This is a genomic window from Autumnicola musiva (assembly GCF_031846585.1).
Taxonomy (GTDB): domain Bacteria; phylum Bacteroidota; class Bacteroidia; order Flavobacteriales; family Flavobacteriaceae; genus Autumnicola; species Autumnicola musiva.
Genome location: NZ_JAVRHK010000006.1, coordinates 198,289 through 221,341, shown reverse-complemented (window position 1 = coordinate 221,341; position 23,053 = coordinate 198,289). Strand labels below are relative to the sequence as shown.

The window sequence follows — 23,053 nt, the reverse complement described above, 5'->3', positions numbered from 1 at the left end:
GCTTAATTTTAGACGAAACCGATAACTAACCAAAACGAGTTTTAATGAACAGCCATTTAAGCTATTTCAAACCTTATTCAAAAACAGATAGAGAATACCAATTAGAAGATGATTTAACCAGGGCTTTTGCATTATGTCTTAAACGAGATCCATTGCTACTCCATGAGGTATTAAAATATATCATGAAGGATAATGAGGAAATCTATAACAGGCTTTTTAATCAAAAAAAGAAAGATCCAGACTTTGAAAATGATATTCAGCGCCGGGCAAAAGATGTAGAAGAATTTGAGATTCTCTTTGCTGTAAGCCTTACAGGATTGAGGTTGGATGTGGATAAATTTAACTCCTATAATGCAGAAAAGGTAGGTGATCAAAGACCTGATATGTATATACGGGCTAACAATGTGGCCATCATCTTCGAAGCTAAGCCAGATGATAGAGATTGTTCTTTTCAGCTCTATAAACAAACCGTTGATGCAATTGCTAATAAAGGAGTAGAGGGGATGAAGCCTATTCCTGTTGATCTAAATTGGAGAGATTTAATGGAGATGGTTGTACGCGTAGCTAATTTTGAAAATACGCTGGGATTAAGTGTACCCCTGGTAAATGATTTTATCAATTTAATTAAACGTCATAAACACAATTGGCTTCCAGAAATACCATTCAATCACCTTGATTTTGGTAATGATGTGCTAAAGGCAAACGAAAGATTAGAAACAGCCATTGAAGTTGGGGAGTTTGAAGCTATCAAGGGTAGACTTGGCTTTGAAATGAATACTAACTGGTCCCGAGAATTACTTTTTGAATTTACTAATACTGGATTAGCGGTAATTATGTGGCCTGCAAATACAAAAACTCAAGGCAAACACATATTGCATGAAAAGCCTGGTGTAATTTTTTCAAATTCGGTGCAAATACTAGGAAAGGAATATTCAGTTGAAAAACTCTTTCATATTAAAATATCAGATTCCTATGCCAAGTATATATCGAGTTTGAATGGTGATTATGAAGAACTAAAATCAAATATTTTCAAGTCCAATAACTTTTGGAAATACTCTGGAAGAAAGGATAGAAATCTTGGGCAGTGGGATGAAATAGAGACCTTTTTTGATCAAACCTTTGAATCAACCTTTGATTGGCGAGAAAAAACAAATTGGAGAAAATTAGAGAAATCCAATATGAATAGGATTTTGATTTCTTTTGGCCACCAGGTTAGAATCGAGATTCCATATGAAGATCTAAGGTCTATAGATACTGATAAGGAAAATGTACAGCCTGTGGTTGACCTGCTAACAGAATGTAAAAACAAATTTGAAAATATTTTTATCACTTCAGAAGATATAGCAACCAAAACAGTTTCAGTATGATTGCACCAAATCAAGCAGCTAATATTTACCCTAGAAGTATTAAAAATATAAAGGCACTATTACTTAAACTAGAGCTAATTGCAATCGAAGAAGTTGCCCGGCCACTGAATACACATTACGATGTACTTCAGGCTGAATTAAGAGAAGATCAGCTTACACTTTCTAATGCGTTTCACTATGGAGAGGATGCGTTGATCAATTATCCGAAATTAAACGGAAGTAAGAATTGGAATCGAATAACCGGTCATTTGAGAAATAGAATATTAAGCTTAGATACGTCAAAATAATGGCAAAATTATTTCCTTCCTTCGATCAAATCAGAAAGCAAAAAGTACAGCCCACAGAAGGTGAAAATGAGTTTTTGAATTTCCTGGTAAATAACCTCAATGATGATTATGAAGTTTTCTTTCAACCTTTTTTGAACGGGGATCAACCGGATATTATCTTGGTGAATAAGATTGCTGGAATCCTAATAATTGAAGTTAAAGACTGGAACCTGAATAATTACTATTTAAATCCTAAAAATAACTGGGTTCTTAAATCGAATAAAACAATCATTGAGTCTCCTTTATATCAAGTTCAAAAGTATAAGGAGAATCTTTATGAACTTCACAGTGAGGCGATATTCGAGAAGAAAATTCAAAATAAGAATGCATGGTCTGTTGTAAATTGCATGGTTTATTTCCATAATGCATCAGAAGCAGGGATAAATAGGTTTTTACATTCAGGAGAATACCAGGATTATCGATATAAGAACTTTCTTAATTATATGGAGTTCTGGGGGCACGACTCTTTGAATCCCCGACGCCTTGAAAAAATGCTTAGGCACTTTAGACTGAATCGGAAGTCTTATATCTTTGATGAAGCAATATATAAGAGTTGCAGAAGATATCTTGCTCCACCTTTTCATGAGCTTGAAGAAGGCAAGGAAATCAATTACACCAAGGCTCAAAAGGAATTAATAAGAAGTGAAGAAAGACCCTATAGAAAAATAAAGGGTGCTGCTGGAAGCGGGAAAACTCTCGTGTTGGCAAAAAGAGCTGTAAATGCTCATAAAAGAACTGGTGGAAGAGTTTTGATACTTACCTACAATTTAAGTCTTAAAAACTATATTCATGACCGTATAAGCGATGTGCGGGAGGAGTTTTTTTGGAATAAATTCTATATCACCAATTATCATCAATTTTTTAAAACTCAGGCCAATAATAACAATATCAAGATCACCAGTCTTGGTTGTTTTCAGGATACTGAGTTTTTTAAAAATAAGAATACTATGAAGTTCGATGCGATTTTCATAGATGAAATTCAAGATTACCAGCAGGCCTGGCTCGATATAATTACTGAAAATTTCATGCATGAAAATAGTGAGTTTGTGGTTTTCGGGGATGAAAAACAGAATATTTATGAAAGGGAGTTGGATGACAACAATGAAATAAGGATAAATAAGATTCGAGGTAACTGGAATAATTCTATGAATGAGTCTCACAGATTTGGAAGTGATATAGGTAAACTTGCTTTAAATTTTCAGAAACAATTTTTTAAACAAAAGTATAAGGCCGATGACCTAAATTTCCTCTCACAATTGGATTTTGAACAGCGGTTGATTCAGCAACATATTATCCCAAATTCTAATGCAGAAAAATGCGTGGAAAAGATATATGAGATATTGAATGCGAATAGGATTCATTCTTCTGATGTTGCAATTCTGGGAGCCTCGGTTACTAAGCTAAGGGATATTGAATATTTGATTCGAGAAAAGAAAAAGGAAAAAACCGCCATTACATTCGAGAGAAAGGAGGAATATGAGGATCTTAAAAAAGCCCAAATTGAATATCTCCAGAAGGCTAATACTCCATTAGACCTTATAGAACAAAAGGCAGAAAAGGATATTTATAATAAACTGGAGAAGATTCGACGGGGACGTAAAAATCATTTCTGGATGAAAACAGGTACCGTAAAACTATCTACTATTCATAGTTTCAAGGGGTGGGAGATTAATACTTTATTTCTACTAGTAGAAAATGATGAAGACAGTAACGCAAATGCAGAATTAATATATACAGGTCTTACAAGAGCAAGACAAAATCTGATAATACTTAACCTGGGTAATCCTAATTATCAAAGATTTTTTGAGTCCCAGTTTTCTGAAATAGGAATTTAAAAAAGATACATGAGCAATTTTAGTTTTCTACAAAAGGAATTTCCAGCGATATATCAGGAAGCTCTGAATACTGAAACGCACGTATTCAAGGAGCCCCGGTATTCCGCACTCCTTTCCAGAACTACCTTAGAGAAAGCAATTTTCTGGTTGTATGAAAATGATGTGGATCTAAGATTACCTTATGATACCAAGCTTGGAGCTTTAATGCATAACCAGGATTTTAAGGATATACTTAAACCATCTATGCATCGCGAATTGGATGTGATTAGACTTACCGGGAATAATGCCGCTCACGGAAAAAAAGTCAATCAATTTCAGGCACTTCAGTCGTTAAAAAATCTTTTTAGATTTACCTCCTTTTTAAGTGTCTATTATAGTGAAGAAAATCCTAAAATTCCTACGTTTGACGAAAAAATACTTCGGTATGAAGAAGCTGAAAAGGAGGCTTTTAGGGAATTAAAAAAGAGAGCAGAAAAACTTGAGGCCGAATTAGAGAAAAGCAAAAAGAATGCCTTTGAGCTTCAAGAAAAGGCTGTAGATAATGAGATTCTCCAATTACAGGTTCAAGAGCATGAAAAAAAATTAAGGGATAGAAAAGAGCAGCGAAAAAAAACTCAGGATTCTGATAAGTCTATTCCACCGCTTACTTCTGAAATTGAAACCCGAAAACAGCTTATTGATCTTTTACTGAAAGAGGCAGGTTGGGATGATTTAAAGCAAGGGAAAGATCTAGAATTTGAGGTAAAGGGAATGCCCCTAACAACTAATCCAAGTGGAACTGGATTTGTCGACTACGTTCTTTGGGGTAAAAATGGTTTGCCATTAGCTGTTGTAGAAGCAAAAAAGACATTATATGACGCTGCGAAAGGTAAACATCAGGCTTTTCTTTATGCCAATTGTTTAGAAGAAATATTTGGACAAAGGCCGGTAATCTTTTATTCAAATGGCTTTAATACACATTTATGGGATAATACGTTTTATCCAGATAGAGAAGTACAGGGTTTCTATACCCAGGATGAATTACAATTACTAATTGACCGAAGAACTTCGCGAAAAGATATAAGAGATTTTAAAGCAAATCTTGATATCGCAGGAAGACCATATCAATTAGAAGCCATTCAGCGTGTCGCTGAAAGTTTTACTACAAAAAAGGAAGGTGAATTAGTAGGTAGGAGCAGAAAAGCTCTGTTGGTAATGGCAACCGGTAGCGGAAAAACCAGAACAGCCGCTGCTATTGTAGATATGCTAACGAAAAGTAACTGGACGAAAAGGATTTTGTTTCTGGCAGATAGGAATGCCCTGGTTACCCAGGCTAAGAATGCCTTTAAAGAGCATTTGCCACATCTTTCGGCAATAGATCTTACTAAAGAAAAAGAAGATAGCGGTACCAGGCTCGTATTCTCTACCTATCCTACAATTATGAATAAAATTGATAGCTTAAAGTCTGATGATGGTAGGTTTTATGGAGTAGGCCATTTCGATCTGGTAATCATAGATGAAGCTCATAGGTCAGTATATCAGAAATACGGCTCAATATTCGATTATTTTGATAGTCTTTTAATTGGATTGACTGCTACTCCCAAGAAAGATATAGACCGAAACACATATTCTTTATTTGAGATAGAGGATGATAATCCTACATTTTCTTACGAACTGGACCAGGCGGTAGCCGATAAATTTTTAGTGCCACCTAAAGCTATTGAAGTTCCCATTAAATTTCCCTTAGAAGGAGTAAAATATAAAGAGCTTCCGGAAAAGGATAAAGCTCATTATGAAGAGCTTTTTGGGGATCCTACAACTGGCCAGGTTGTAATGGAGGAGATTGATAAGGGTAAATTAAATAGTTGGTTGTTTAATAAAGATACCGTTGATAAGGTTTTGGCGCACGTAATGGAAAATGGGGAGAAAGTTGAAGGTGGTGATAAGCTGGGTAAAACCATAATTTTTGCGAAGAATCATAAGCATGCTGCATTTATAGAAAAGCGTTTCAATAAAAACTATCCCGAATATAGAGGTAATTTCTTAAGGATTATTGATAATTACGCTGATAAGGCTCAGGATCTTCTGGAGAAATTTTGTGAAGATAAGACCGAAATGGAACCCCAAATTGCTGTATCAGTAGATATGATGGATACCGGGGTAGATGCTCCAAGGGTTGTAAATCTGGTATTTTTTAAAAGGGTTCGATCCTTTGCGAAATATTGGCAAATGATTGGAAGGGGGACACGGCTACGCCCCAATTTATTTGCTCCTAATAAGGATAAAGAGCATTTTGTGATTTTTGATTTTTGTTCAAACTTTGAGTTTTTTGATGAATTTCCAGATGGTATTACCACGTCTTCTTCTAAAAGTCTTTCTCAACAAATCTTCGAAGCAAAACTTGATTTAGTGGTAGCGCTTAGAAACAAATCTAATACATCTTCAGAAGAAGATGAATTGATGAATCAATTTACTACTAATCTTTTTCAGACTGTAAAGAGTTTAAATGAAGATAGATATTTAGTGAGATCTGTTTGGGAACATGTAAAGAAATATAAAAATAGAGAGGCCTGGGATAATCTAAGTAAAGGCGATGAAAATGACATAAAAACTCACTTGTCCAGGTTGCCATCATATAAGGATGATGAAGATGAATTGGCTAAAAGATTTGACTTGCTAGTATTAAGATTGCATTATGCATTAATAGCAGGTGATTCTTCCCAAGAAAGATATATTGAAAGAATATATAATATTGGAAACCGCTTAGAAAAAAAGAGAAACATTCCGGCAATTGCTGCAAAAATTAATACAGTGAGAGAAGTCCAGGATATGGATTTTTGGAAGCAGGTTTCTCTCAGTCAGGTCGAAAAAGTACGGGAAGATTTAAGGTCATTAATACAATTCCTTGATAAGGAATCTCTGGATCCCGTATATTCTAATTTTGAAGATACTGTATACGAAAGTGAAATTAAAGAATGGGACTTATTGAAGGGGTATCAGAGAGGTACGAATTACAAGGAAAGGGTGGAGGCTTTTATCCGAAAAAATAAAGACCACTTGGTGATTGATAAGCTATACCGGAACTTACCGATAACTGAAAAGGAATTACTATTACTTGAAAATTTTCTCTCCAGTGGGGAATTAGGTAAAGACTTTAAAAGTCATTTAAATGGTGATCCTCTAGGTAAGTTTATTCGTAAAATTATTGGTTTAGACATTACTATAGCAAACCAACTCTTTAGTGATCTCATTCAGGATGAAAATTTAAATGCAGATCAAATTACCTTTATAAATAAAATTATTGAATATTTGAACGAGGAAGGAACAATAGATAAGAAGATGCTTTCTTCTTCCACATTTGATAAAAACTATGAGAGAGGTATTCTTGATATATTTAAAGGTGATAAAGAAAGAATAACAAAAATTGTATCCATTGTAGATAGGGTAAATGAGAATGCGGGGATAGCTTAAAATGACACCTATCCACTTTCGGTAGCTATAAAAATACTTTCATTTGATAGAATTTATAATAATTAAAGAAGAAAATTAATAATAGAAGGATCGTAATTGAATGCTTTTATTTTCCAAGAGGAATCTCTTTCAATCCAAATTAAATTTTTTTTCTGTAGATTGTTTATAATAGCCCAGGTATCGTAATCATTCAAATTATTATGGAATATGTGCCTATAAATTTTAAACTTAGTTTTTAGTTGAACTATTCCGTTTAGAACTTTTAATTCTTCATTATTCAATTTATTAATACTGCTTTCCAGAGAATCGGGTAGGGGAAGTCCTCCTTCTAAATAGGGTGAAAAATCATTACAATTTTCACAAACAAGTTTAGAGGTCAATACTGCCTCTCTAAATTCTTTCCTACTATTGACTTCCTTTTTAATTGGCATTTGACATAAGGCGCAGGGCGTTAAGTGTAAAACGCAATGGGAATTTATTAGTATATCTTTAATATCTATTTTATTTGAACTCCGTTTATCTGAAAATTCCGAAGGTAAGGGTGAAAAGCAGCCATTTCTGTATGACCAATATTGAGAGATTGGCACCAGTAGTTCTTCTGGTGTCGAACTTCCTATGATAATTTGATAGTTCATACAAGCACAAATAATGACATTTAAGTCATTACAAAAATGATGAATTCTTTGGACTTTTCATAATCTTATGGGAAGTCGCTTAAAGAATGAAAAATTACTACACCAAATCTCTATCCAATTAAAACGGCATAGAGAAAAAAAGGAACTTACCCAAGAAGATGTTTATAATGATACTGGCATTCATATATCTAGGATTGAAACTGGTAAAGTAAATATTACTGTTAGTACTCTTGCCGCCCTTTGCGATTATTTTAACCTCAATCTTTCTGAATTTTTCGAACAACTATAGAATTCAAACTTTTTAGAATTTCCATAATCTTTCTAACCTTAAAAAGGTAGTCTTAAAACACACTATTATACAGTTCCTTTAAACGGTCGTTTTTTGGGTTTATAAACTATTGGTCGAAAGTATATCAGTATAAGTCCCATTTTCCGTTTTATTTAATAGTTTTATAAAATAACTTTTTTTGTTACAGATATGGTGGTTGGATATGCAAGAGTTTCTACTCAGAATCAAAAATTAGAATCACAATTGGATTTATTGGAGAAGGAGGGATGTGATAAAATTTACACGGATATTGGTAGTGGTGTTAGAGAAGATAGAAAAGGATTGTTAGAGATGCTGGAATTCCTTCGAAAAGGAGATACAGTTATAATTTATAAGAACGATAGAATTTTTAGATCTTTAAAGAATATGATAGATCTCATAGATACTTTTAATGAAAGAGGTGTCCATTTTAAAAGTATTAGTGAACCTGAATTTGATACTACCTCTGCAAATGGTAAATTTCTTTTACAAATATTTGCTGCTGTAGCAGAATTTGAAAGAAATCTTATAAGCGAGCGTACGAAAGTGGGATTGAGCAATGCACGGAAACGTAAAAAACTTCTAGGTCGTCCAAAAGGTTTTAAGAAAGATACCATAGAGAAGTATCAATATGCAAAGCATTTATATGATAATCAGAATTTACCAATAGAGGAGGCCTGCAGGAGAGCAGGAGTAAGTAAAACAACATTTTACAGAGTAGACGCTTCGAAAAAATAGGATGATAGATACCACTTTATTTTTTAACTAAACTTTTTGAATGTACTTAGATATAGGAGACGAAGCTGCGTATTTTTTTTACTTTTGCGGCTTCTATACTAAATGGATAAAACAGAAAGTTGTTTAAGATGAGTTTGTGAAAAAGGTTTAACATACACCAAAAAACTAGTACTAATACATCACACCTAATTAAATTCCCTCTATTTTAAAAATTATGTTTAAACATGAGGATTTAATGCAGTAGCATACAAGATACTGATATTGAATTAATTAGGAATGATCTATGATTACTTATTATCAATACTATGATGGATACACAGACTCAAATATTCAGCCTTAAAAGAAAGCTAAATGAGGAACTGGAGAAGGAAAACTCAGATAATAGTGTGGTTCTCTCCCTTTCTCATGAGCTAGCTAAACTTGACAATCAAAATGTCAGATTTTCCGTAGATGCGGGAATAATTAATAGGCTTGGACTTGAATTAGTTGGGAGACATGAAACAGCCGTATCAGAGCTGGTGAAAAATGCATATGATGCCGATGCGCTGGAAGTAAACTTAATTTTCGAGAATGCGTGGAAAGAGGGTGGAAAATTGACCATTGAGGATAACGGACTAGGAATGACAAGGGAGCAACTAATTAATGGTTTTATGCGATTGTCTTCCGCAGATAAAATACATAATCCAATCTCCGGTAGGTATGCTAGATATAGAGCTGGAAAAAAAGGGATAGGACGATTTTCTACTCAAAGATTAGGCACTAAATTGACCGTAATCACTCAAACCCTCGAATCGCAGGAAGCAATAAGTATTACAATTGCGTGGAATGATTTTGAAAGTGATAAGGAACTACTCTTGATTTCAAACCAAATTAAGACAATATCAAAAATAAAAGATGAAGGAACGACTCTAATAATAGAAGGTCTGAGGGATACTTGGACTGATGCGATGATCAAACGTGCTTACCGTTATACATCTAATTTACTTCAACCCTTTCCGCTTTCGGACAAACGTAAGAAATCAGAAACAGATAGAGTTGATCCAGGATTCAAAAGTAAATATTTTCGGAAATATGAAGAGGGTCATCTTGAACCAATTATTGATGATAACGAAGCATTTTTCCAGCATGCTCTAGCTGAAGTAGAAGGATTTGTACTTGATGATGGCCAAGGATGTTGGAGTTTAAAAAGTGATAAACTAGGCTTCACTGAAGAGATTTTCTTTATAGGAAAGGACAGGAATAAAGATAAATCCAAATTTGAATTTATCAGGGATATTCATTTTAAATGCTATTACTTTATTTATGAATCCAGCCTGCTTCCAACTCAGACTCTAAGTTTTATTAAATCGGTAGCAAATGAAACCGGTGGAATTCGGCTATATAGAAATGGCTTCAGAGTTCTACCTTATGGAGAAAAAGGAAATGACTGGATTGGTTTAGATGAATCAACAAGAAGAAGGGCAATCATTGCACCCCACCAAAATAATAGTTTTTTTGGATTCGTAGAGATTAATGACAATACAGGCCATTTATTTGAAGAAACCGCTAGTCGGGAAGGTCTCATTGAAAATGAAGCATTCCAAGAACTTTCTGATTTCATTTACCGGTCGATTACTAGCGCAGTTCTTAAAGTCGCTGAACTTAGGAACAGAAAGGGAACCGCAGGGCAGAGAGACTGGGAAAAGAGAGAAAAGAAGCCTGCTGAACAGGAAGTTGACGAAGCAATATTCGAACTGGAAACTTTGATTGAAAATGAGGAGGGGCTTGAGGATCAAAAAGCAAAATCAAATGGGACTTCTGATTCTAAAAGTCATTTTAAGGAAAAAATAGGCAAGCTCAAAGCTAGTAGAGAAAAAGAAAAAGAGGAAAAAAAAGGACTTATAGAAGAAATGAATATGCTTCGTATTCTTGCTGGTCTAGGTTTAGTAATTGGAGAATTTGTTCATGAAATTGATAGATTTTTACCTGCTTTTGATACGGATATACGATATTTAAAACGTGCAGTTGCTGATTTAACAGAGGCATTAGCAAGAACGGAAAGGCTTGATGAAAATTTGAAAAGTTTCAGTACTTACACGGCCTATTTTTATGAAGCCATTTCTCGTAATGTTCTTAGAGATTTAGATTCAATAGAGTTACGTGATGTAGTATATGAATTTGAAGATGTAGTTCAAGAGGATATAAAAGCTTCGAATTACATTTTTTATAAGCCAATATTTGAAGATTATGATCTATGGACAGTTCCGATGCATAAATCGGAATGGGCTTCTATTTTGTTCAATTTTTATATAAATGCCAAAAAGGCTATTAAAAGAGCAGAAAGTAAGGGACAAATTAAAATAAGATGTGGTCGTGAAAGAGGCTATGTATTCCTTGAATTTTCAGATGATGGAGATGGAATACCTGTTGAAAATAGAGATAAAGTATTCAACGCATTTTTTACAACTACATCAGCGGCAGGACGAAATGAACCTGAAGGTGAATCTCTGAGGGGAATTGGTTTAGGCTTAAAAATTGTCAAAGACATTGTTGAGAGTTATGGTGGTGAAATACTTGTAGCAAACCCTGAAGAAGGTTTTAATACAACAATGAGAATAGAAATTCCAGAGAAAAAAGAAGATAAAGATGAATAAGGCTAGTTATATATACATAGATGATTTTTCAGATAGTAGTGTGATGGCTATTAGGGACGGTCTTCAGGATACGAACATAATTGATGTCGATTTTATTCAAGTTGCAGAGTTCAAACAAATGATTCTGGAATTTGAAGGTGAACTGAAAAGATATGATGGTGTGATTCTGGACTTACGTTTGGACGGGAACGCAGCAATTGATGTGAAATTTACGGCATCTGGACTTGCTCAAGAATTGAGAAATAGAAGTGCCGCTAACGAAGGAATAAAAGATGTTCCTATAATTCTATGTTCAACAGATAAAAAAATAAGGGAATACTATAATAGGGATCATACTAGCCACGACCTATTCGATTATAGATTTGTAAAGGATTCTAGTCCTAACTGGGATAAAATTGCAACAAAGCTTCAATCTCTTGCTAATGGCTATGAACAGCTGAAAAAATTTAAAGGGAATTTAGATGAAATACTGTACCGAGACACTAAACTTTTGGACTCTCGAATACTTGGAAAGTTTTCTGATAAGGATTCAGAATTTCCCATTCATGAGTATTCACAACACTTCTTGAAAGAAGTTATTAGAAAACCAGGTCCACTTATTCAGGAAAAACTTCTTGCCTCTCGATTAGGAATTGATATTGAAAAGTCCCAGGACTGGTCTAAACTGGTGGATGATTTTTTTTCTGATGAAATGTATCAAGGGGTATTTTCAGACGCTTGGAAAAGATGGTGGATGGATCGTATTCAGAACAAATTTAAATCCTTAACTGGCAAAAGACTAGCCTCGTTGAATGCAGTACAAAGAGTTAATTCAATTGTGGCAGCAACTAAATTGAGTTCGCTTGTACCTGCAGAACCTATCGAAAAGTCCATTAGCACCAAATTTTGGACCCTTTGTGAATATTACAAAAGACCTCTAGATCCACTAGAAGGGTATAAAATTCACTATACTAAAGAACCTAAACCTTGGCAGGACCAAATGTATCTATCATTTGAAGCTGCTTCGGAAAGAAAAGGCTTAAAAAGTGGATTAAAAGTTCATGCTGATGACATTGAAAAACTGAAAATAGCAAAACAAGCTGTAAAGAACTAATTGATGAATGTACCCGCAAACGTCATGAAAATTAGACTTGATAGAGCTAGTGAATTGACAAGATATGCTCAACTATTAGAAAAGTTCGGAATTGCCAACACTTTTCCTTTACACGATGCTGCTCAGAAATTAAGGGATAAAACTCAGGCTTTCCATAAACCAAAAACTACAGATTATTCGTGTTGGGGGTATGATATTGAAGGGCTTACACTTTATTTGCCTACAACAGGACGTCATATTCACCCAAATACAATTACTTCTTTAGAAATCACAATCGATACGAAAATATTGTGCGATCATCAAATTTGGAATACATTCAGTGATCCTTTCATTCAGATGAATTTTCGCACAGTGGTTAGGGGAATTGATTCCACTGGCAATTATTCTTTTGGTTTTCATATCGACCGGCATGATGAAAGTATCGAAACAGATGAAATTCATCCAATTTATCATATTCAATATCTACCAAGAACAGACCCCTCATCTCAATCAGGCCAAGTTCTTTTAATGGACACTCCTAGAATGATGCATATGCCGGTAGATATTATTCTTGGAGTAGATTTAGTTCTTGCAAATTTTTCGCCGGAGATATGGCATAAAATGAGAGACGAGTCTGAATACCACACTATATTCAAGAAGTATCAAGAGAGTTTTTGGCGACCTTATATTCATACGTTTGCTAATAACTGGGCATTCAATAATGGAAATATTTCATGGGACGGAAAACATAAGATTTGTCCAAATCTTTCGGAATGATGAAGCACGGTTTTTTTACATATCTCAAATCTTATTCCTGTGACCCCCAGAGTGTGAACAGGTTAATTGTTTCAAACTTTTTATACTCCAATAATATTCAGAAGTGTAACAATGTTCTTATAGAACAACTTCGCATTAAAAAAGATGACTCCAATTTTGATGATCTTAAGAAATTTGTAAGCACATTTTCTATCATTACTATTGAAGATTTAATTGAAGCCTTTGAATATGTAATTTCTCCTGAAGAAAAGGTAATTACTGGTGCTATATATACTCCTAACGATATCAGAGAATTTATTGTTGATCAAGTCATTAATATTAAGGGAAATATTGACGCCTCCTTTAAGCTTTGCGATCCAGCATGTGGATGTTCCGGATTTCTTTATACGGCAGCCAAAATGATAAAGGAAAAGAGTAAAAGAAGTTATTTCGATATTTACAGAGAGAATTTGTTCGGCTTGGATATCCAAAAGTTTTCAATTACTAGATCAGAGTTACTTCTTAGTTTGGCAGCAATAGTTGATGGAGAAGATCCTGAATATTTCTCTTTTAATCTTCATCTCGGAAATGCTCTTAATTTTGATTGGAAAAATGAAATTCCAGATTTTATAGGATTTGATTCAATTGTCGGAAATCCCCCATATGTTTGTTCTAGAAATATTGATAGAGAATCAAAAATTCTTATACAAAATTGGTCTGTAAGTAGCACAGGGCATCCAGATTTATATATTCCATTTTTTGAACTGGGTATTAGTTTTTTAAAACCAAATGCAACTCTTGGTTATATAACGATGAACACTTTTTTTAAAAGTGTAAATGGTCGTGCTTTAAGAGATTACTTTCAGACACACATGTTCGATATGAAAATTATAGATTTTGGTTCCTTTCAGGTCTTTGATTCTAAATCAACCTACACTTGTATATGTGTAATTCAAAAATCGGTCTCCGAAAATCTGAAGTATGTTAAATTGTCAAGTACTGATTTTTTAGTAAATGAAAAATTATCTTTTAAATCCATAGGCTATAAAAATCTCGATTTTGAAAGAGGTTGGAATTTACAAGAGAGAGAAATTTTAAATAAAATTGAATCAATAGGGACACCACTCGGTAAAAAATTTACATCAAGAAATGGAATTGCTACACTCAAAAATGATGTGTATATCTTTGATCCTTTTCAAGAAGATGAAGATTTTTATTTTTTACAAAATGATCGGGAGTACCAAATTGAACGAGCTGCTTGTGTTGATATTATTAATCCAAATAAACTTACCAAATTAGATTCAATAGAAAGCATAAGGAAGAAAATAATCTTTCCTTATCGAATTTTAAATGGACAAGCTGTTATAATACCTGAAGAAGAATTCAAAATGGAAGCACCAGGTGCATACAAATATTTACTTTCAAAAAAAGAGGTACTTGCAACTCGTGATAAAGGTAAGGGTAAGGATTATCAAATATGGTATGCATATGGAAGAAATCAGTCCTTAGAAAATTATAATTTTAAATTATTTTTTCCTCATATTTCTCCTTCAATTCCAAATTATGTTATTAATAATGAGCCTTCTTTGTTGTTTGTTAATGGTCTTGCTATAATTGGAGAAAATGAAAGAGAACTTAAATATTTAAGAAAAATAATGTCCTCTCGATTATTCTGGTTTTACATTATCAACTCAAGCAAACCATATGGTTCTGGCTATTATTCTTTTAGCAGAAATTATATTAAGAACTTCGGAATATATGACTTTTCCGATAATGAAATTGATCAACTTTTAGCAATAAAAGACCAAGAAGAGATTAATAATTATATTGAAAATTTATATGACGTTGATTTAACACAAGTAAAACCTCTTACCAAAGTTTCCGGTACTACTATTAATTCCAAATCACTACCTGAAGTTGTTGGTTAGAATCAAATTCTTTTTTGATAAAGATGGTTTTCTAATGAAGAATAGGCATCATAATTTCTTCAACATCATATCCTTTGGCCTGGGCACCATTAATTATCATTGCCATTTTTTCAATTAAAGTATCTCTTTCTTTTTCTAAGTCAGCTATTTTCCTTTTAAGGTTTTCGTTTTGTTCTTGCAGGCCATTTCGCTTTTTCTTTCCTTGTAGATCAAAGCCAGCATTGTTCATCTGTACCTTCCGGGCAATATCAATCATTTCGGCCCTATAGGCTACAGCTAATGTGCTTCTACTATTTAATTTTAATCTCCGCTGGATAGCAGATCGAGAAATAGGAGCCAGTTTATAGCCTATTTGGATCATATCATCTAGTTCCTTTTTTAACTGTGCATCTAATTGTTCTCCACGTAATTTTTTCATTTAAACTGAACTGTTTTTTTTCTTGTATACAGGTTTTGTAAACTCCTCTCCTTCAGGAAATATCTGAATAGGAGTAGAGGAGGGTGTGATTTTTAAAGATCGTTCTAAATTTTTAATTTTCTTTTCTAAATCTTTTGTCCATACATCTTTACCATAAGTGCTGTCGTTTTGAGATATCATAGTTTCATGTGCTTCTTTACTTCTGACAAGCTGTTCTCTTATCCTTTCTGTTTCTCCGGGAGTATTTGTTCTATGTAAATGAGAGCATCCGTTCCAACATTGTAAATGCTTCTGACAAGGTGATTGGCTAAAATCGTGAGTGCAACCTCCGAAAGGGGTAAGGTGAATGGCCAGACCATGTGTCCGTAAAAAACTTTCTGCGGAATCTAAATTTTCATTTTTTTTGAGGTAGTGATACGTATTAGTAATATCCCCTAAAATGCTTTTGTTTCTAACCCCATCATGTAGAAACGATATTTTTTCACCTACCGAACTAAAGCCCAAAAATTCCTGATGTAAGCCAGTCTTTTCCCGAATTGTTGTGTGCTGGTAAGCTTTATTTTGGGTTAGATTTTGTCTTCCCATTGCAAGAGCCTGTTGAACATTACTCATTCCGGCAAGTTCATATAACGTATTTCGCCAGTGCCTCGGTTGGTGACTGGTTAACCTAATTTTAGTTCCATCAGGTTCTGTCAGGTTCCTTCTTTCAAAAATTGATTCCGCAGTTTCATTTATTCCTAATGCATAATTGATTTCCGTAAGGGTTACTCTACCAGGCAAAATTTTGAAGGTGTTTGCAAATCTTTTAAATCGAAATGCACCTTCAGGTCTTATTACCAAAAATCCACTCAATTTTATTTCCTTATTATTATTCGCATTGGCTTCTTCCAGGAACACATTTTGTTCTCTTTTAATATTCAATAAATGCTCTTCAATGTCCCCAGCCCTATAAAATTTCGAGTAATAAATTTTACTAGTTCTTTTAGATTTGTACTCGAAAAAGGATTTATCTGTGCCTGTATGTTTTATGTTATGCTTTTTTAGATATCCATCTAAAGATACCATCTTTCTATATCCTAAAAATTCAATAAGTTCATACGTAGATATAATCTCATCCTTTTCATATTGCCAAAGTTTATTTTTATTTTTCTCTTGCCACTTAGCGATTTCTCTTGTTTCCTCAGTCAAGGTTTTTATTCTTTCTACGGCTCTTTTAGCCATTGGAATATCTTGTTTCGCAAACCAATGAACCCTGGACTGAAATTGTTTTTCGGCAAAATATCTAATTCCTATATTTATTAAATCATTTCCATGAAAATCTTTTTTCACTAAGCCTTGGGGATCTTTTAATGGCTTTTCCACCCAACAATCATAAGGAAGATGGGTTATTTCATTCCCTCTTAAACCTGTTACTATAAGAAGATCAATTGTTCTCAAAAGAATTTCCTCATAATTATTAATGGGGTTGTTAGAACATTTTGCATATGCCACTAAGGCCTCGTAACTTGGCAACTTTTCCTCTTTTCTGAAGTCTAAATCATTTGACTGGGCTAATTGTGTAGATTGATAATTATAATACCTATTTTCAGATTTTATTCCATGGCTAAACCCTATAGGCTTTGATGAAATTTTCTTTAATTCAATTATATCTGCAATTACTTGTAAATTGGTAGCAGTATCAAATAGATTTTTATACTCAATTTCTTTTAAAAATTGGACAACTTCTTCAAAATGCCAACGGGTTAATTGTGTTGGAGAATTTTCTCCACGTCTATACATAATTATATGTAAACGTCTACATTCATTTACACAATTACGTATAGACATGAAACCAACGTTTTTTGTTCTATGAATATATACGGCAACTGCTTTTGTAAACTCCATATATGGAGAGGGTAAATCTTTCTTTTCTGGCAAAATTATGTTTGGTGGCAACTTCTTGAAAGTTCTATAAAAAGTGTTAAAAACAAGGCTATTATCATGACCTCTGTGGGGTAACCATTTAGAGACATTCCATCTACTATCTTCCCAATTGATTCCTGTTTTAAGTGAACTGAAATGTTTTTTTTCGATATTAATGAAGTCAACAAGGTTAATTTCCATTTTCACTTGAGCTAATTTTAGTAATTATTCGATCTACAGCTATTATCGTATCCTCTAATTGATGAACTGTTCTGTTTGTACTTAAATCATTCACATTTTCTGCTATGTCAACAAAATATTGTGCTTGTTTTTGAAGTTCCTCTTTTACAACAACATGATTACCATCCTTAAATGGATGGAATTTTATGCATGTATAGCATGCATATACAGGGTTTTTAGGGCAAGAAGTATTAGAAGGTAAACCACATGATCCAATACCTCCAATATACTGTTGAGCAATCATTCCTTTTATCCATCTTTCATGAAGTGCATCCTTTCGTTCTATAATTTTACCTGTAACCATCATATCCATAATTTCCATGTACTTAGGATTTTTTCCTAAAGCTTTTGCCTTTATCTCTGCAATTTTTGGCGTTGCAGCTATGTATGCACGCGCTGGTAGAGTTGAATTATGTCCCATTAATTCCGCTATAACTTCGGCTGATGCTCCCTGATCAGCTAAAGATTGCGCCAAATGATGTCTTAAATCCGTAGGAGTTTTGTTAATATTCAAGGTATTCATTTCTGCCTTTATAATAGAGGTGTAATCAGATACTAAAAGCCTGCTTCTATTGTTTGACAGAAATAGAGATTTAGATGGAAATCTATAATATTTATATAGCAACAACAACTTCTCAATTTTTTCACCTAAACTGAGACTAATGCTTCGGTTCCTTTTCTCAATTCTAAGAGATTTTCTCTTTTTGGACATAGGTAAATTAATGGAAAAATAGATCTTTTCTTGGGTCTTTACAGAAATGAAATCTTCAACATTAATTAAGTAAAACTGTGATGGGCGGGGAGCTAGTTCATAAGAAATATTTAGAATTATATTATTTCTTAGCTCAATCCAACTGCATTTTGTAATATCTATTTCTGCTATTCTGTTGCGTATAAGCAGGTCTTCTTCATCTGTTACAAAATTTTGCTGTAGAAAAATTTTATGATATGGATTCTGTCGTTTGATTTTAATCTCCTTAATCTGATCCATTAATACCGAATCAAAGCCTTTGTAGGCTCTTTGTAAAGCCCAGCCATAAAATCCCTTAAAGGCATTTACTAAATTATAATTTTGGCTATGTCGTAAAAAGCTTAAAACGCCATCTGAATTAAATGGAAAAGATATTTGTTTGCGGTTCAACTCAATGATCATTCTATAATCACCATTCATCACAGTCGCAACAGATCTAGTTTGAAGTCTATGAATGACGTAAAGTTTGAAATAAAATGTTAGTTCTTCGCTAATAATCAGTTTATTCCAATGTATGTGGTTATTAATTCCTCCAACTGGTATCGTCCAAACATCTTCTGCAGTATGGATTACGTGTGCAGTCGTAGTTGATAATTCTATCCTTAATAAAGCAGGAATCTTAGCTATTGACACAAGTTATTCTTTCTTGGTTATGGTTATTGGCTAACTTTGAAATATAGTTTTTAGTGTAAAGGTTTGGCATATTAGAATTTATAGACCAACCACAAATTATTCTGAGTTCATCTTTGGCACGCTCCATATCAATTTTCTTTATTTCTATTAAAAACTCTAGCATAGTTTCAGAAAAAAAATGTCGTAAAACATGAGGAGTAAATTTTAAATTTAATTTAATAGAAATAATATGGAAAATATTTGATACACTGTTCTTAGCTAATGGATTTCCGTTTATATCACTTGTAAAAAGATAGGAGTGATGTTGATTCTTTTTTCGATGTTGTTGGATATATAAGTCTATTAATTCATAGGTTCCTTGGCTGATTCCTACGGTTCTAATTCCATAGTAATTTTTTAGACTTGGAGGATTTTTTCGAGTATCTTCTTTGTCTATATTACGATTGACTATTCGTAAATATATTTTTCTTCCATCTCTTATAAAGTCATCAGTTTTTATTTTTAGCAGTTCACTAAGTCTTAAACCTGTTTCACTGAGTAGAAGAATAATAACAAAATTTCTAACTCTATTTTTTTTAACAAAGGGATTATTTTCGGAATGGGGATGAGCTAGGTCCAAAATATTTTTTATATCCTTTTTCTCTAAACTAGTATATGATGAATTATACCCAAACGAAACAATATGAGAATTAAATATTGATTCAATTTGTCTATTCTCATCATTAGAGGAATTGTTGAAATAAAGATTACACCATTCCAGGAAATTTCTCATTCTGCATAGATGATTATTTTTAGTTAAAAATGAATTTGGATTGCTGGCATCTTTAGTTTTGGATTCCTTAGTTTCCAAGTACATCGTTAAACTATCAATTTTACCAAGGATGAGAGAAAAATTACTTTTTAATATTTCCAGTTGTAAGTTAATTTTTTGGTCCTCAAAAAATTCGAATAAAATTTTGATGGAGTGCATATAATTATATTGCGTTTTGTAGGATTTATTCTTTAAAGAAAGGATATTGTACTTAAATGGTAAATAAACAGGAACTGATTCTTTGCAGAGAACTGGTTTATTTATATCACATTTAAAACTTACTCGGACAATATTCATTTATCTTAATCTTAGATTTCGGAATTAAGATATAAAAATATTTGATGTGTATGCTTATTTAAACAGGTAGTATAAATCAATATGAACATCCTTTACATTGAATCCCATTTTACATAATATAAATTATAGTTCAGATATGATTCTTTAAAGTTTATTAATTGATTCATGGTCAATTCAAAAAAAATTACTGCTCTACTCTCATTATATTTTTATTAATTTTTAATCTCAGTAATAGAAAATGTTATTTGATCTTAAAAGTAGTTTCAGCGTCTGAATATTTATCACTAATTACTTTTTAAGAAATAACTTTGGATTTTTAAAAATTAGTTTCTCCTCTGTTCTTCTTCACTGGCACTTCCAAAGGAAATATTTTCTTTTAAGTTTTTTTGCCCGAAAGTGTAATTAAATCCTATTTTCAATAAACGGGTATCGTTGTATCGGGTAAATCCTAAGGATTGCGAAGGATATTGAATTGCTACTTTGCTCCGGTTGGTATATAATATATCAGAAAGGCCCGCGTAAAGCCGTGCTTTTTTCTTCCAAAAAGAATAACTGAAACCTATATCCAAATCAGCCGAACTTTCTATCTGGTAAAATCCCTGTAAGGTGCTGCTTCGGTAATTTCCGGATATTTCAGCTTGCAGATTTTCGCTGAAGGCTACATTAAAGGAAAATTGATACATCCAAAAGAATCCATGCGGGTTTTCAGAAATTGAATTATACGAAATATTATAATATTGATATAACGCCAATAAGGTTTGTTGTAATTGAATTTTATCATTGAACTTAACAGGAATTACTGCCTGAAGTCCGAAATTCTGATTATTCCCTATGTTTCCAAAAGTGTAGCGGGTTTCCGCAGACCCGGGAACATTTTGCGGAAACTCAGAATAATAAGACTGGGTGAAATTATAAAAAGGAGTGACAATATATTTCTTATCAATAATGTGATTAAATTCTATGGAATGAGTGAATTCCGGGCGTAACAACGGATTTCCCTGGTTGGAAAACAATGGACTCTGATAGGTAATAAATGGATTTAAATCCCGGTAATCAGGTCGGTTAATCCGCCTGGAATACGTAAAGTTGAGCTGGTAATCTTTACTTGCACCATACTGCAGGTAAAAAGTGGGAAAAAGTTTAAAATAATTAAAAGTGGTGGTTTGTTCTAAGGTGGGCGAAAAACCTTCAGTAGCTGTATATTCACCTCGCAAGCCTGCTTTTACTTCCCAGCGATCTGATAATTCTTTTTGCACCGAAACATATATTGCAGCATTATATTCCTGATACTGAAAATCGTTGCTCAGATTTGTATCTTTTAACCATTCATCATTTTCAAAACTTTCAAAAAGGAAATTATTTTTTGCCCTGGTGTGGCCATATTTTGTGCCGGTCTCCCATAAAATATTTGCATAGGGTAAATTAATATCTAATTTGAAAGCATGAATTTGCGTATCATTATCAAAATCGCTCTGCAAGCGTTCTTTATAGTTATTTTCTTCAGCATTAAACAGGTTCTTGAAATTTTGATCATTCTGCGTACCGAATCCTGCTGAACTGGCAGAAAGTGAAATTTTCTTTCCTAAGGAATCTAGCTTATATTCATAATATAAATCGGCACTGTAGTTTGTAAATTTCACTTCTTCCCGGGTAGAAGTCTGAAATGAACTAACCGTGTTATTTTCACTATTTGTTAGAAAAGTCTGATTTATAGAAGGTCGATTGTTTTCGTTGATAGAAGTACGGGTTGAAAAACTCATATTTGAACTATTGTTTATTTGAAAATCAACCTGTGATCTTAAAACATTGTAAAACCGTTTCCTAGGCTCATAATTAAAAGATCTGTAACGCTGTTCACCTTCCGGCAATTCCGAATTATTGTACTGCTCTATTTCTTCGAAGGAATTCACTTTACCACCGCTATAGGAAACCGTTGTTTTTAATAGTTCCCCCTGATATTGAAACCCGGCCTGCCCCAAATATCGTCCATAATCGCCATAGTATCCTGTTAAAGCCAGGTTCCCGTTCCATCCCTTACCGCTTTGTTTTTTGGTAATAATGTTAATAATTCCGGCGTTACCTTCAGCTTCATATTTGGCCGGTGGTGTGGTAATAATCTCTATAGATTCAATATCTTCTGCAGGTAAGGTTTTTAGAAAATTACTAATTTCATCTTCATTCAGTTGCTGCAAGCGGCCATTTAACATTAGCCTGATTCCCGATTTTCCCATCAATTTCAGGCGGTTTCCCAAAGATGTATAGATGCCCGGAGCGCTTTTCAGTAATTCAAATGAATTACTGCCTGCAAAAGCAGGACGATTGCCAACATTAAGTACCATCCGGTCCAGTTTTTTCTCCAGTAGTGGTTTTCTAGCGGTAATAATTACTTCAGAAAGCCTTTCTTCTCCTGGATTTAATACAATTTGCTTCGAAGTTATATCTTTAGAAATACGCAGGCTATTACTGTAGCTTTCAAAAGCCAGGTGATGCACTTCCATTAAATAAGTACCCGGAAGAACTTCAATACCGAAGTTTCCCAGAGAATCGGTAGTGGTATAAGCTATAACTTTATCTGTTTCAATATTTTTTATTAAGACATCGGCCGCGAAAACAGACTCCCGGCTTTCAGTTTTAATACTTCCCTCAAATAGTATTAAATTTTGAGAAAAAGAAGTTTTCACTAATCCACATAAAATAAACAGGAGGCTTAATTTTAAAAATTTCATCGTATATAATTTTTGATTTGGTAAAGGTGGAAAAGCCAGATAGAAAAGACGGTTAAAGCTGGGTTAACGCAGGGTTAATGTAAATTGCAGAAGAGAAATGCCTGGTTATAAATTTTAGGAAATCCCAAGAAGATAGATTCTCTATACTTCTCCACGGTTAATGATGGGTTAACAATCATAATTCTCCTTATAAAATGGAAGAACTGTATTATGTTTGAAGCAGATTAA

General features: G+C 33.5%; 16 protein-coding genes. 10 read left to right on the top strand and 6 right to left on the bottom strand.

Annotation, left to right across the window (positions count from 1 at the left end):
- Positions 1 to 44 precede the first annotated feature (44 nt).
- The 4 genes from RM539_RS10460 to RM539_RS10445 are packed head-to-tail and all read left to right on the top strand — an operon-like array spanning position 45 to position 6,978.
- On the top strand, positions 45 to 1,367 hold the full coding sequence (locus tag RM539_RS10460) for a hypothetical protein (RefSeq protein WP_311503347.1): 1,323 nt from the start codon (positions 45 to 47) through the stop codon (positions 1,365 to 1,367).
- Positions 1,364 to 1,654 carry a hypothetical protein gene (locus RM539_RS10455; protein WP_311503346.1) on the top strand — a complete coding sequence of 97 codons (291 nt, stop codon included), beginning with the start codon at positions 1,364 to 1,366 and terminating at the stop codon, positions 1,652 to 1,654. Before RM539_RS10460 ends, RM539_RS10455 begins: the two co-directional genes overlap by 4 nt.
- Positions 1,654 to 3,528, top strand: coding sequence for a nuclease-related domain-containing DEAD/DEAH box helicase (locus RM539_RS10450; protein ID WP_311503345.1), 1,875 nt, complete (start codon positions 1,654 to 1,656; stop codon positions 3,526 to 3,528). Before RM539_RS10455 ends, RM539_RS10450 begins: the two co-directional genes overlap by 1 nt.
- Positions 3,529 to 3,537: 9 nt before the next feature.
- A complete protein-coding gene (locus RM539_RS10445) occupies positions 3,538 to 6,978 on the top strand; it encodes a DEAD/DEAH box helicase family protein (RefSeq protein ID WP_311503344.1) in 3,441 nt (1,146 codons plus the stop codon).
- A gap of 62 nt (positions 6,979 to 7,040) precedes the next feature.
- Here RM539_RS10445 and RM539_RS10440 read toward each other — a convergent pair whose 3' ends face one another.
- A complete protein-coding gene (locus RM539_RS10440; RefSeq protein ID WP_311503343.1) occupies positions 7,041 to 7,613 on the bottom strand; it encodes a hypothetical protein in 573 nt (190 codons plus the stop codon).
- 67 nt (positions 7,614 to 7,680) lie between these two features.
- Between RM539_RS10440 and RM539_RS20110 the strand changes: the two genes are divergently transcribed.
- The 6 genes from RM539_RS20110 (at position 7,681) to RM539_RS10415 (ending at position 15,047) form a co-directional block, all read left to right on the top strand.
- Positions 7,681 to 7,902, top strand: a complete 222-nt coding sequence (locus RM539_RS20110; RefSeq protein ID WP_432264620.1) for a helix-turn-helix domain-containing protein — start codon at positions 7,681 to 7,683, stop codon at positions 7,900 to 7,902.
- A gap of 189 nt (positions 7,903 to 8,091) precedes the next feature.
- A complete protein-coding gene (locus RM539_RS10435; protein WP_311503342.1) occupies positions 8,092 to 8,658 on the top strand; it encodes a recombinase family protein in 567 nt (188 codons plus the stop codon).
- Between the two features lie 305 nt (positions 8,659 to 8,963).
- The gene (locus RM539_RS10430) at positions 8,964 to 11,291 is read left to right on the top strand and encodes a sensor histidine kinase (protein ID WP_311503341.1); all 2,328 of its coding nucleotides are present in this window, start codon (positions 8,964 to 8,966) and stop codon (positions 11,289 to 11,291) included.
- Entirely contained in the window at positions 11,284 to 12,384 is a 1,101-nt protein-coding gene (locus RM539_RS10425; protein ID WP_311503340.1) for a hypothetical protein, read from the top strand. Before RM539_RS10430 ends, RM539_RS10425 begins: the two co-directional genes overlap by 8 nt.
- A 3-nt stretch (positions 12,385 to 12,387) precedes the next feature.
- On the top strand, positions 12,388 to 13,140 hold the full coding sequence (locus RM539_RS10420) for a hypothetical protein (RefSeq protein ID WP_311503339.1): 753 nt from the start codon (positions 12,388 to 12,390) through the stop codon (positions 13,138 to 13,140).
- Positions 13,137 to 15,047, top strand: coding sequence for an Eco57I restriction-modification methylase domain-containing protein (locus tag RM539_RS10415; protein WP_311503338.1), 1,911 nt, complete (start codon positions 13,137 to 13,139; stop codon positions 15,045 to 15,047). The genes RM539_RS10420 and RM539_RS10415 overlap by 4 nt, the downstream gene beginning before the upstream one ends.
- 31 nt (positions 15,048 to 15,078) lie before the next feature.
- On the opposite strand, the gene RM539_RS10410 is transcribed toward RM539_RS10415, so the two are convergent.
- The 5 genes from RM539_RS10410 to RM539_RS10390 form a co-directional block, all read right to left on the bottom strand.
- Positions 15,079 to 15,465, bottom strand: a complete 387-nt coding sequence (locus tag RM539_RS10410; protein WP_311503337.1) for a hypothetical protein — start codon at positions 15,463 to 15,465, stop codon at positions 15,079 to 15,081.
- Positions 15,466 to 17,574 carry a hypothetical protein gene (locus RM539_RS10405; RefSeq protein WP_311503336.1) on the bottom strand — a complete coding sequence of 703 codons (2,109 nt, stop codon included), beginning with the start codon at positions 17,572 to 17,574 and terminating at the stop codon, positions 15,466 to 15,468.
- On the bottom strand, positions 17,558 to 18,991 hold the full coding sequence (locus RM539_RS10400) for a tyrosine-type recombinase/integrase (protein ID WP_311503335.1): 1,434 nt from the start codon (positions 18,989 to 18,991) through the stop codon (positions 17,558 to 17,560). The genes RM539_RS10405 and RM539_RS10400 overlap by 17 nt, the downstream gene beginning before the upstream one ends.
- Positions 18,978 to 20,099 carry a tyrosine-type recombinase/integrase gene (locus tag RM539_RS10395; protein ID WP_311503334.1) on the bottom strand — a complete coding sequence of 374 codons (1,122 nt, stop codon included), beginning with the start codon at positions 20,097 to 20,099 and terminating at the stop codon, positions 18,978 to 18,980. The genes RM539_RS10400 and RM539_RS10395 overlap by 14 nt, the downstream gene beginning before the upstream one ends.
- Positions 20,100 to 20,422: 323 nt before the next feature.
- Complete coding sequence (locus RM539_RS10390; RefSeq protein ID WP_311503333.1) at positions 20,423 to 22,825, bottom strand: TonB-dependent receptor domain-containing protein; 2,403 nt, start codon at positions 22,823 to 22,825, stop codon at positions 20,423 to 20,425.
- Positions 22,826 to 23,053 lie beyond the last annotated feature (228 nt).